This is a genomic window from Pseudoalteromonas sp. PA2MD11 (assembly GCF_017808125.1).
Lineage (GTDB): Bacteria > Pseudomonadota > Gammaproteobacteria > Enterobacterales > Alteromonadaceae > Pseudoalteromonas > Pseudoalteromonas simplex.
The window spans coordinates 282979-295324 of record NZ_JADKNF010000002.1; the positions used below are offsets into that span (position 1 = coordinate 282979).

At 40.4% G+C, this 12346-nt stretch carries 11 protein-coding genes; 2 read left to right on the plus strand and 9 right to left on the minus strand.

Translation table 11 applies throughout. The annotated features are described in order from the left end of the window. Window positions 1-41 precede the first annotated feature (41 nt). The gene (gene ansA / locus ISP07_RS04010; RefSeq protein WP_054561413.1) at window positions 42-1052 is read left to right on the plus strand and encodes an asparaginase; all 1011 of its coding nucleotides are present in this window, start codon (window positions 42-44) and stop codon (window positions 1050-1052) included. A 54-nt stretch (window positions 1053-1106) separates the two neighbouring features. Here ansA and gndA read toward each other — a convergent pair whose 3' ends face one another. Beyond that, entirely contained in the window at window positions 1107-2480 is a 1374-nt protein-coding gene (gene gndA, locus ISP07_RS04015) for an NADP-dependent phosphogluconate dehydrogenase (RefSeq protein WP_209326870.1), read from the minus strand. Window positions 2481-2904: 424 nt separating this feature from the next. On the opposite strand from gndA, the gene pyk reads away from it, so the two are divergent. Continuing rightward, on the plus strand, window positions 2905-4338 hold the full coding sequence (pyk, locus tag ISP07_RS04020) for a pyruvate kinase (RefSeq protein WP_138601084.1): 1434 nt from the start codon (window positions 2905-2907) through the stop codon (window positions 4336-4338). 244 nt (window positions 4339-4582) lie between these two features. On the opposite strand, the gene ISP07_RS04025 is transcribed toward pyk, so the two are convergent. From ISP07_RS04025 to rpmI, 8 genes are all read right to left on the minus strand, one after another. Continuing rightward, window positions 4583-5407, minus strand: coding sequence for a LytR/AlgR family response regulator transcription factor (locus ISP07_RS04025; RefSeq protein ID WP_054554883.1), 825 nt, complete (start codon window positions 5405-5407; stop codon window positions 4583-4585). Beyond that, window positions 5404-6477 carry a sensor histidine kinase gene (locus ISP07_RS04030; protein WP_054554884.1) on the minus strand — a complete coding sequence of 358 codons (1074 nt, stop codon included), beginning with the start codon at window positions 6475-6477 and terminating at the stop codon, window positions 5404-5406. Before ISP07_RS04030 ends, ISP07_RS04025 begins: the two co-directional genes overlap by 4 nt. Window positions 6478-6632: 155 nt before the next feature. After that, a complete protein-coding gene (locus tag ISP07_RS04035) occupies window positions 6633-8189 on the minus strand; it encodes a SulP family inorganic anion transporter (protein WP_054554885.1) in 1557 nt (518 codons plus the stop codon). 143 nt (window positions 8190-8332) lie between these two features. Beyond that, window positions 8333-8791, minus strand: a complete 459-nt coding sequence (locus ISP07_RS04040) for an Lrp/AsnC family transcriptional regulator (RefSeq protein ID WP_036968198.1) — start codon at window positions 8789-8791, stop codon at window positions 8333-8335. 146 nt (window positions 8792-8937) lie between these two features. Further along, window positions 8938-9579 (minus strand): MBL fold metallo-hydrolase, encoded by a 642-nt coding sequence (locus ISP07_RS04045; RefSeq protein WP_209326871.1) that lies wholly within the window; start codon window positions 9577-9579, stop codon window positions 8938-8940. A gap of 1 nt (window position 9580) precedes the next feature. Then, on the minus strand, window positions 9581-11377 hold the full coding sequence (locus ISP07_RS04050; protein ID WP_209326872.1) for a M14 family metallopeptidase: 1797 nt from the start codon (window positions 11375-11377) through the stop codon (window positions 9581-9583). Between the two features lie 199 nt (window positions 11378-11576). After that, the gene (gene rplT, locus ISP07_RS04055; protein ID WP_036968189.1) at window positions 11577-11936 is read right to left on the minus strand and encodes a 50S ribosomal protein L20; all 360 of its coding nucleotides are present in this window, start codon (window positions 11934-11936) and stop codon (window positions 11577-11579) included. A gap of 15 nt (window positions 11937-11951) precedes the next feature. Continuing rightward, window positions 11952-12152 (minus strand): 50S ribosomal protein L35, encoded by a 201-nt coding sequence (gene rpmI / locus ISP07_RS04060; protein WP_054554888.1) that lies wholly within the window; start codon window positions 12150-12152, stop codon window positions 11952-11954. Between the last annotated feature and the right edge of the window lie 194 nt (window positions 12153-12346).

A 12346-nucleotide genomic window follows, 5' to 3' on the forward strand; every position in this document is an offset into this window, starting at 1 on the left:
TTTAGGTATACTAAGCCCAGTTATTTAACTGGGCTTTTTTTATGAAACGTAAACGTATATATATCGCCTATACGGGTGGTACTATCGGTATGAAAAAATCGAGCCGTGGCTATGTTCCGGCAGAAGGTTTTTTAACCGAAACAGTGGTCAATAATGCAGAGTTTAATCGTGATGAAATGCCTTTGTTTGATATTCACGAATATTGCCCGCTCATTGATTCTTCAGATATGTCCCCTGCCCACTGGCAATTAATTGCTGACGATATTAAGAGTAAATACCAAGACTATGATGGCTTTGTGGTTCTGCATGGTACCGATACTATGGCCTATACAGCTTCTGCTTTGTCTTTCATGTTCGAAAACCTGACAAAACCTGTGATTGTGACAGGCTCACAAATTCCATTGTCGCAACTTCGTTCTGATGGCCAAGTAAACTTACTTAATGCCATGTATTTAGCCGCAAATTACCCAATTGCTGAAGTAAGCCTGTTTTTTAATAACCAGTTATTCCGTGGTAACCGTGCAACAAAAGCCCATGCTGATGGCTTTGATGCCTTTGCATCACCGAACCTTGAACCATTAGCACTGTCAGGAATTAATATTCAACTGATCAAAGGGCAACTTAGCCCATATGTTGATAACGAACTACAGGTATCGAATATCACGCCACAACCTATTGGTGTGCTTTATCTTTATCCTGGGATCAGCCCAAAAGTGGTGAAAAGTCTAGTTAATGACGACATCAAAGCTCTTGTGTTATTAAGTTTTGGCGTGGGTAATGCCCCGCAAGATCCGGCGTTCTTAGACATACTTAATGATGCAAGTAAACGCGGTATGGTGATTGTTAATCTAACACAGTGCTTAAAAGGCCAAGTTAATATGGGCGGTTATGCAACCGGTAATGCCTTATTGAATTGTGGTGTGATCAGTGGCTACGATATGACATTAGAAGCCTGTTTGACCAAGTTACACTACTTATTTAGTCAAAAGCTTGAAGTAGAAACAATTCGTCACTTGATGCAAGACAACCTGCGCGGTGAGCTAAGTCGTTAATGCAGCAAATACAAAAAAGGCACCAATTGGTGCCTTTTTTATGCTTTTTGATAATTAACGAACTTTTTCGTCAATCTCAACTAAGTCTGTTAAGTGGCATTGCTCACCACTGTGAGTTTTAATACCATGCTCACCGAAGTAGTCACGTTGTGCTTGAACAAGGTGACCATTACTTGGTGTTGTTAACGTCGCAATGTAAGTTTGCGTTGCTGTTAACACTGGGAATGCAAGACCAGATGCAACTGCTGCACCCGTTACCTTACGTAATGCTGCTGATTCACGCTGCATAGAATCAATAAATTCTACACCTTCAGCGACATTGTCTAAGTAATCTGCACGGATGATACAACCTGCGCGCCACGTTTGTAGCGTTTTAGAAAGATCTACTTTCCACTGATGCGCACGAGATGCACCTTTGATAAGGGCTAAACCTTGACGGTAAGCAAGTAAACTTGCCAATGTGAATGCATCTTTTAGCTCTGCTAAGTCTAAATCAACGGTATCAGTTGCTTTAGCAGCGTAAGTCATTTCTTTAGCAGCATGCGTATCACAGGTATTTGTTAAGTGACGTGCTTGAACAGCCGCAACGAGTGATGGCACTGCAATACCAAGCTCTAGAGCATTTTGTGCAGTCCATAAACCCGTGCCTTTCGCGCCAACTTTATTGTCGATTAAATCAACTAGCGGCTCGCCTTCTGTCGTTTCAAGGCTTAAGATATGGCTTGAAATTGACAGTAAGTAGCTATTTAAAGTGCCTTCAGACCATTCATTGAAAATGTCAGCCACTTCTTTTGGTGAACGATTAGTACCTAAACGTAATAGTTGATACATTTCTGCAATTAATTGCATTAACGCATATTCAATACCGTTATGAACCATTTTCACAAAGTGACCACTTGCAGATTGGCCTACACGTGCAAAACACGACTCACCTTTGTAGCTTGCCGCTACTTTTTCAAACCACGGCTCAACACGCTCCCAGCCGCCTTCTGAACCACTTGCCATCATTGCAGGGCCGTGACGTGCGCCTTCTGCACCGCCAGAAATACCCATAGTGGCAAATTCAAATTTGTTTTGATATTTAAGTTTACGGCTAATGCCATCTTTGTAGTTACTGTTGCCGCAATCTACGATAATGTCATCACAGTCAACACCAGCTTCTGCAAGCTCTGTACATACTTTATCAACCAATTCACCAGCAGGAACTAAAAGAAGAATCGAACGAGGCGGCTCTAAGCGTCTAACCATATCATTTAAATCAGACACAATATGTAAACGGTCTGCCAAACCTAGTGCTTTCGCACAGCTTAGTAACTCGGCACCCGCATCTGGGTTTTTATCATAAGCTACTAATGTCAGCCCTTTTTCAATCAGGTTGAGGGCAAGATTTTTACCCATAACGCCTAACCCTACTAATGCAACTTGCATTTAGTGTCCTCCTCGGTAACAACTATTGGTTAGTTAATCAAAATAATTACGCGCGCATTATACCCAAGCAGCCCAAAAATGCGAGCTTGACAGCCAACTTGAGATAAATCATCGAAATCATGAAGCGACGTTGGCCCCCAGTATATCAAAATAACCAAGGCATCGGACCAGATTTTTATAATACCCTTTAAAAAGGTATGTGTATTGACGCTACCTGACACCGGTGTCATAATAACGTCATTCACACTTTGTATACTCTATAATTAATACAAAGAGCCAGATTCTCATAAGTAAAAACAATCATTTTTTACTTATGAGTTCTACATTGTGCTTATGTATAAGCCTATATTAAAGGTTTGTAGCACGACATTTTAATAGATAACCATCAATTCGCTTAATATATTTGAGCGCACAGGAGAATTTGATGCTAAGACGCACAAAAATTGTTGCGACCCTTGGACCGGCAACCGATCGCGATAACAACCTAGAAAAAATTATTCGTGCAGGTGCAAATGTGGTTCGTTTGAACTTCTCACATGGCGTAGCACAAGATCACAAAGACCGCGCTGAAGCGGTACGCAGCATTGCTAAGCGTTTAGGCAAACACGTTGCTATCCTTGCAGACTTACAAGGTCCTAAAATTCGTGTATCAACCTTCAAAGACGGTAAAGTAAACCTAGAAGTTGGCGCAAAATTTACCCTTGATGCAAAAATGGAAAAAGGCCAAGGCGACGTTAATGCAGTAGGTATCGACTATAAAGAGCTACCTAACGACGTTAAAACAGGCGACTTACTGTTATTAAACGACGGTTTAATTCAATTGACAGTAGATAGCGTTGACGGTGACCTAGTGCACACAACTGTTACTGTTGGTGGCGTACTTTCAAATAACAAAGGTATCAACCGTTTAGGCGGTGGTTTAACAGCCCCTGCTTTCACTGATAAAGATAAAGAAGATTTAATCACAGCGACTGAAATCGGTGTTGATTATATTGCCGTTTCGTTCCCACGCAGTGGTGATGACATGCGTTATGTTCGCTCTTTAGCAGAAGCTGCTGGCTCAAACGCACAACTATTAGCAAAAATCGAACGTGCAGAAGCCGTTGAAACTGTTGAAGCAATTGATGATATCGTACTTGCTTCTGACGCAGTGATGGTTGCGCGTGGTGACTTAGGTGTTGAAATTGGTGATGCAGCGCTTGTTGGTAAACAAAAGCTTATCATTAGCCGTGCTCGTTCACTTAACCGTACTGTTGTTACTGCAACACAAATGATGGAATCTATGATCGATAACCCAATGCCAACACGTGCAGAGGTTATGGACGTAGCAAACGCCGTATTAGATGGTACTGATGCAGTTATGTTATCTGCTGAAACAGCCGCTGGTGACTACCCTGAAGAAACAGTAGCGACTATGGCTCGCGTTTGTTTAGGTGCTGAATCACAAAAAGAAACTCACGTTTCTAAACACCGTTTAGACAGCCGTTTTTCATCAAATGCTGAATCAATTGCATTATCTGCGATGTATGCAGCTAACCACTTAGATTCTGTTAAAGCTATTGTGACTCTGACTGAATCAGGTAGTACAGCTAAATTGATGTCACGCATCAGCTCTGGTTTACCAATTTATTCATTATCACGTCATCCAAGTACGCTGGGCCAAACAGCACTTTACCGTGGTGTTTATCCTGTATTCTTTGATTCAACGAAGTGTGAAGACGAAAGCATGGTACGTGATGCATTAAACACTCTTGTTGAGCAAGGCTCACTAGTAGCAGGTGATACTGTGATTTTAACTCACGGTGATGCAATGGAAACGATTGGTGCAACTAACACTATGAAGATTGTAACAGTTTAAACTATTACAAATTTTCATTAAAAAGGCGCAATTAATAATTGCGCCTTTTTTGTTTTTAACTTATTAAATTTTGAATAGCTATTATACCAATACGCTTAATTAAGTAGTCTATTTTGAGGCAATAAAACCTCGTTGATTACAAGGCAAAAATTTCGTTATTTAGTTGTTCTAAATGAGAAATTTTTAACGCAGTTAGCGACAGGTTTGATCCCTCAAAATGATTAAGTATTATTGCGGGTTGGTATTAGCTCGCCAGAGCAGCTTTCACTTTATCGCGATAGCTACGGCTTACTTTTAGTTCTTGGCCGTTATCTAGCACTAAAAGATACTCACCACTTACTTGAGTTACAAGTTTGCTAATTTGCTTAGTATTCACAATGGCACTGCGATGAACTCGCACAAATAGTTGTGGATCAAGCTCTTGTTCAAGCTCTTTCATTGTTTTACGAAGGATATGCGTTTGCCCATCTTGGCAATGAAGGCACATATAATCACCAGCCGCATCAACCCATTGAATTGTAATAACAGGCACACGAACAATCTCCCCCTGCTCTTTTACAGCTAATGATTCTGGATAACGACGGTCAGCAAGGCTATCGCCCGTTGCTAACTTCTTTAAAATTTCTTCGCAATTATTGCCTGTAATACCTGCAACAAAGCTCGCTAGTTTTTTCTTATGGGCGTTATCTTGTTGCGTTTTTAAATAGGTATGCACTTTTTCTACCGCCTGTTTTAGTCTGTTGTCATCGACTGGTTTAAGAATATAATCCAACGCATGAATCTCGAATGCTTTAACTGCAAACTGGTCAAAAGCCGTGACAAACACAATAGCGGGTAATGGATTAACGCTCTCGCTAAGTGCTCTTGCCACTTCAAAACCGTTCATATTTGGCATTTGAATATCTAAGAAAACCAATTGAATATTGCCCGATAAGCATTCATCAATTGCTTCTTGACCATTGCTACATAAACGAATGACTTCTAAATCGTCAAATTCAGAAAGTCGAACAGCTAAGCCCTTTCTTGCTAGCGGTTCATCGTCAACGATCAAAGTTCTAATTTTGCTCATTTCTTAACAGCCTTTTCAAACGGAACGCGCAGATTAACTTTTAATCCACTTGGCGTATTGTCAGAGAGAACAAACGAGTAGTTGTTCTCATAAAGTGTTTTTAAGCGGTCCTGTGTATTAGCTATGCCAACGCCTTGAGAATTAACCAGTTGGCCATTTTTAAGCTCAGTGCCAGGACCATTATCGCCTACTTCCAATAATAGTTCATTTGCAAAAACTTGTGCTTTAATATCAATCACACCACCTTCATTTAGTTGCGCTATCGCATACTTTATCGAGTTTTCGATAATAGGTTGGAGGATCAAGCTTGGTACCAAGGCTTCTTTTGCCTGCTCGCTTACGTCTACATTGACTTGTAAACGTTCATCAAAGCGTACTTTTTCAATTTCTAAGTACAGCATGAGGGCATGAATTTCTTGCTCTAACGGCACCTTTTTTATTGGGTCGGTATTGAGTGTGTATCGTAAGAAGTCACTCAATTTTGACACCATTAAATTTGCATCTTTGTTCTCTTTTACCAAAATTAAGGTTGAGATTGCATTTAGGGTATTAAATAAAAAGTGCGGATTAAGTTGATAGCGCAGCATTTTCAGCTGAGCTTCGTGCGCCATAGTGGTTGCTTTTAGGGCCTTTTGTCGCTCACTTTGCAATAGCTGGTAATACTTAATACCAAAATACAAACCACTCCAACAAAGGATGATATAAACCGAATCTAACCCTTGTTGAAAGTAATAAAACCATTCATTTGGACGGTAACCGTGACGGTAGATTTCCCATAAATTGAATTTTTGTACAACGGCCCATAATGTGCCAGTTACATAGGAAGCACCAAAAACGACAAGCATTAATACCCAAGGTGAGGCATTCCACACTTTACGATACATATAACGTAAAGGTACTGTCATTAAACAGCCTGCATAAGCGTTTAATACAATAACAAATACGTAAATATCACGCATTTCAAAGACTTTTGAGCCGATATAATTAACTAACGCATAACCTATCCAGCCTGCAATTTGCAAAACCCAGAAAAAGCGTTGTCGATTATCAACTAATGATTGCCAATTCAAAATATCAGATTACCTTTCATAATTATTTTTATTATACCGATAGTCACGAGAACAAAGCACTGCCGCCTATCTTAATTTTTTATAGCCTTACCGCATTCTTCAGACATTAAAAAAGCGAAGGCCACAACAGCCTTCGCTTTTTCTCTGCTTTATTTTTAAGCTAGTTTATCTGAAGCCACTTTATAATTTGGATCTTCAATCACATTCACTTCAACTAAATCACGCGCATTGTGTAATAGTTGAATACAATCAGGGCTTAAATGACGCAAATGCAGTTTCTTACCGACTTTTGCGTATTTTTCTGCAAGACTGTCAATCGCTTCAATCGCACTGTGATCAGCAACACGGCTATGTTTGAATTCAATGATCACGTCTTCTGGGTCATTTTTAACATCAAATAACTCGGCAAAGTTCTTAACCGAACCAAAGAATAAAGGACCATGAAGCTCGTACACTTTAGAGCCTTGCTCATCGATATAATTGCTTGTGTAAATGTGTTTCGCATGCTGCCAAGCAAACACTAAAGCCGAAACAATCACACCCACACATACCGCGATCGCAAGATCTGTTACTACGGTTACACCTGAAACAAGCACAATAACAAAAGCATCAGACTTAGGTACACGCTTCATCATTTTGAAGCTTGCCCACTCGAAGGTACCAAGTACAACCATGAACATTACGCCAACTAAGGCAGCGAGTGGGATCATCTCAATGAGGCTGGCTGCAAAAATGATGAATGCTAGCAGTATGATTGCGGCACTAATACCAGATAAACGTGAACGACCGCCCGAGTTAATATTGATCATAGATTGACCAATCATCGCACAGCCACCCATCGCGCCAAAAAAGCCACAGGTAATATTTGCTGCACCTTGACCAATACACTCTTTGTTACTGTGACCACGGGTTTCAGTAATTTCATCAATTAAGGTCAGTGTTAATAACGATTCAATCAAACCAATCGCCGCTAAAACTAAAGCGTAAGGGAAGATAATTTTTAATGTTTCAAGATTAAATGGCACCATAGGAATATGAAACTCCGGCAAGCCACCGGCGATCGTTGCCTGCTCATTACCTGTCATTCCTTTTAAGAAATCTAGTACAGTGCGCGCTTCTAAATCAAAGCCAATCACAATCGCTGTTACCGTTACAATGGCAGCTAACGATGAAGGTACAGCTGTAGTTAACTTAGGTAAGAAATGAATAATAGCCATAGTTAACGCTACTAAGCCAAGCATAATATAAAGTGCTTGCCCTTCCATCCACTGTTGGCCACCCATACCGTCTGGTACTTTAAATTGACCCAGTTGCGCCAAGAAAATAACAATCGCAAGACCATTTACAAAGCCAAGCATTACAGGGTGCGGAACCATGCGAATAAACTTGCCAAGCTTGAAGATACCTGCGAGTACTTGCAGTATCCCCATCAATAAGACGGTTGCAAATAGATATTCTACACCATGATCTAAAACTAAACTTACCATTACAACGGCTAGTGCGCCGGTAGCACCAGAAATCATACCTGGACGACCACCAAAAATAGCCGTAATTAAGCCAACAATAAATGCGGCATATAAACCAACCAAAGGCTCAACATTAGCAACAAAAGCAAACGCAACCGCTTCTGGTACCAATGCCAACGCAACGGTCAGGCCTGATAGAATATCGTTTTTAGCAGAGCTTGGCGCTTTGCTGAGTAAGTTAAACATTAAGATCCTCTTTATAGTGAATGCATTTCGGCAAGGCGCAGAATTCTAGCAAAATCCGCAAAAGTTAACAATTATTAACAACAAAACGGCTAGTACCTAAAAGCACTAACCGTTTTCGAAAAATAAAACGTAGTAGAAAAAGATTAAAGAGGTAAAGACGTACTACGCTTAACGCATGTCATAGTCACGTTTGAGTGAACTTCTTGAACAAACTCAAGGTTTAGTAGATTATCACGAACAAACTGCTCATAACCTTCAATACCTTTTGAAATAATACGAAGCATAAAGTCCATGGTACCCGCCATACTGTAACACTCGGTTACTTCATCATAGCTCATAATTAAACGTTCAAACTCAGCTAGGTTCGTTCTACCGTGGTTAGATAGACGAACATGGGCATAAACCAACATATCAAAGCCAAGCTTTTTCTCGTCAAGCAAAGCAACTTTACCTTTGATATAACCATCTTGCTCAAGCTTAGCAATACGACGCCAACATGGAGATTGAGATAAACCAACTTTATCGGCAATTTCTGCCGTAGATAAGCTAGCATCCTGCTGTAATAATGCCAAAATTTGGCGATCTACTTGGTTCAGAGACATTTTATTTCTTTTTCTGTAAAAATACTGGTTAAATTATATAACTGATTTAAATATCAGTCTGCCTATTTTCTACTGTTTGTGCAAAAAAATTGCAACTTTATACCAATCCACTTAATTAAAAAATTAGCCATTATTGCGAGTAAATATCAACCAAAACGCCCACTAATAAATGGATTTGTTTTTCGCTCATGCCCTACGGTGGTATTCGGACCGTGGCCTGGCAAAATAGCAACTTCATCAGAGAATGATAAAATCTCAGACTTAATTGATTCGATTAATTGCGCACTATCCCCTTTTGGAAAGTCAGTACGACCAACAGAGCCTTGGAAAATCACGTCACCCACTATCAGCTGTTCTGAACCTTGGTGGTAAAAAACAACATGACCAGGCGTATGCCCTGGGCAATGGCGTACAGATAATTCAAGTTCACCCACTGAGATTGTATCGCCATGATTTAGCCACTTGGTTGGATAAAATGGTGTAATTGGTGCAAAACCAAACATTTGCGCTTGCATTGGCAAGGCATCAAACCAAAATTTATCATCTAAATGTGGGCCAATGATATCAACGCTAAAATGCTCTGCGAGTTGCTTTGCAGCGCCCACATGGTCTAAGTGGCCATGTGTTAAATAAATTGCCTCCAATTGGCAATTTAAAGCAGCAAGTTCTGCTTGAAGTTTTTCAGCATCGCCACCAGGGTCAACCAATGCCGCTTTATTCGTTTGCTCACAAATAATAATGCGGCAATTTTGCGCAAAGCCAGTAACAGGAACAGCTTTCACTTTCATGTTATTGTCCTTTTTGTAACTGCTCAAACGCCATTAAAATTGGGTATTTTAAATAGCCTTGATCATAAAACGGTGTACGCTCATAAAGCCAATGCAAGCGCGCATCAGCATCTTTTGCAAAGTTTTTATCTTCACGAATTTTTTTATCGAACTCTAAAGCCAATGCAGGTTTTTCTTTAAGCATTTGACGTGCGTACGGCATTAAAGCGTAATTCTCAACGTATTCAGTGCGCTGAAAAATAGTATTAAACTCGCCCCAAGCAAAGAATGAATCTGGCGATTCTGGGTGTAGTAAGTGTGTAGCCAGTTCTGAGTATGGCTGCTCAGTTGAGACTTTGTACCAACCGGTCATATCGACATTTTTTACGGTATTGTAATCAAATGTCGCCTCTACACGAAAACGTCCTTCAAAAGGTGCTTTTGCAAATGAATAATCAGCAACGCTTGCTTGCGTTAATGGCTCAGAAACAGAACCATTCACTGTCGTTACCTCTACGCCGTGTAATTTAAGCTTACTTACCAATTGGCTGTACGCCGGCGGAATATAAAACGCGGTAGGAACATTAACGGTTTTTTTAACCTCTTTTTGCCAAAAAACCGGTAATGCGTCATAGTTTTTAGCTTCACCTAAATATTTAACTTCAGGTTGCCCAGACAATGCGCTTTCAGTTCTTGAATAGGCGATCCCTTTAAATTCTATGGTATCAGGCTCTTTTGCATAACCGCGTTCCACTACTAATTGCGTAGGTTTGAAATCGAGCTCTTTTTGAACCGCTTCATTAAGGGCTTTATCGTTTGCAGCTAAAGCATCAATGGCACCATCAATAAATACATAAGTACCTAATACGCGCTGCTTATAAGGTTTTAAAGAGTGGTTCTCAACTAAGATGGTCGGTAATGAACGTAAATCACCCCAGCCATTTGAAAAACGTGGTGTTGCCACCCAACCCGCTAACCCTTTTTTAAATTCGCGCTTGTCCATTACAAACACAAGTGGACCAGGAATATGCCCTGCTTTTTCGAGTTTGGCATCAATAACAGGTTTAAATAGATTATCCAGCGCTTGTGACACACTCGGTGATTCACTCGAAAAAACCGGATTATAGCCGTAGGTCACGTCATACTGATAATCAGCGCCATCGGTTACATGGACATCCACGTATAAATCTGGCTTAAATTGATTAATAACCTGCATTACACCGCGTACTTCGGGTGTATCAAGCTTAGTGTAATCACGATTTAAATTTAAATTTAAACCGTTCGTTCTAAAACCCATTTCTACAGGGCCACGCTGATTAATACGGTTGTATTGGCTACTACGCTCGTGACCATCAACGTTTAAAATAGGAACAAACAGAATATTGACTTTGCTCAGAATATCGCGGCGTTTACCTGTTGCAATATCGCGTAGCAACATAAACATGGCGTCTTTGCCATCAATTTCACCACTGTGAATGCCTGCTTGAATAAAGATGGTTGGTTTTGTATCAGCAACAAGTTGTTTGGCATCAAACAAACCTTGCTCATTCGCCACTAACATCTTAACCGCACGACCCGCACTGCTTGTCGCAATAGTCGTTACTTTGAATTGTGTTGGGTTTGCTGCAACTAGGCGATCTACGAACGCCATAGTGTCGGCATAATTAGGCGATAAAGTGCCTTCGCTTAATTCAAAATCTGTGGTTAAAGGTCCTTTTTCTTGCATTAAAGACACACTATCGCCTTGCCATGGCAATAATGGGGGTAAGTGGCTGTCTAAAGTTACTGCAGCAGATAAAAACACTAAACTCGCAAACATATCACTCTCAAGTGCGGTACTTATTCTATATTGGGGAAATTATAACAACTAATCTGAATGGATTGCGTAAACTGCGGTGATTCAACAAAAAAATGGAGCAAACGACATACGCTATGCAAAATCGTTGTTAGTTATGAATATTAATTAAGATCAAAAAAAGGAGCACTAGGCTCCTTTTTAAACTTTATGAAAAGCGAAATTAAGCCGCTAGGCCTTCTTTTGCTTTTGCAACAAGCGCTGCGAATGCAACTTGGTCATAAACAGCGATATCTGCAAGGATCTTACGATCGATTTCTACAGAAGTCTTTTTAAGACCATTGATAAAACGGCTGTATGAAAGACCGTTTTGACGAGCTGCTGCATTGATACGTGCAATCCAAAGTTGACGGAAAGTACGTTTCTTAGCACGACGGTCACGGTAAGCGTATTGACCCGCTTTAGTAACTGCCTGGAAAGCTACGCGGTAAACACGTGAACGTGCTCCGTAGTAACCTTTAGCTTGCTTTAAAACTTTTTTGTGACGTGCACGTGCGATAACACCGCGTTTAACTCTTGCCATTTCTGAAGACTCCTATTAAGCGAATGGTAACATACGTGAAACTAGACCATGGTCATTCTTATGAACCATCATCTTAGGACGTAAGTGTAATTTACGCTTAGAAGTTTTCTTAGTCAGAATGTGACGAAGATGCGCTTGTTTACGCTTGAAACCGCCAGAAGCAGTTTTCTTGAAACGCTTAGCCGCGCCTCTGTGAGTTTTTAGCTTGTAAGCCATTGCAATAACTCCAAATGTATTGCTTAAAAATTAGCAAGCAGGCGAGAGATATAAAAATAGCTCTACTTTTAAGGCCTAACTTACTGCCATAATCCGGTGAAGGCTCACTACAAAAGCAGTGCAACCTTACTTATAACCGGTTATTTCAGGTGAACAGTAAACTGTTACTTGCAGACCTGAAATAAAATCGGTGC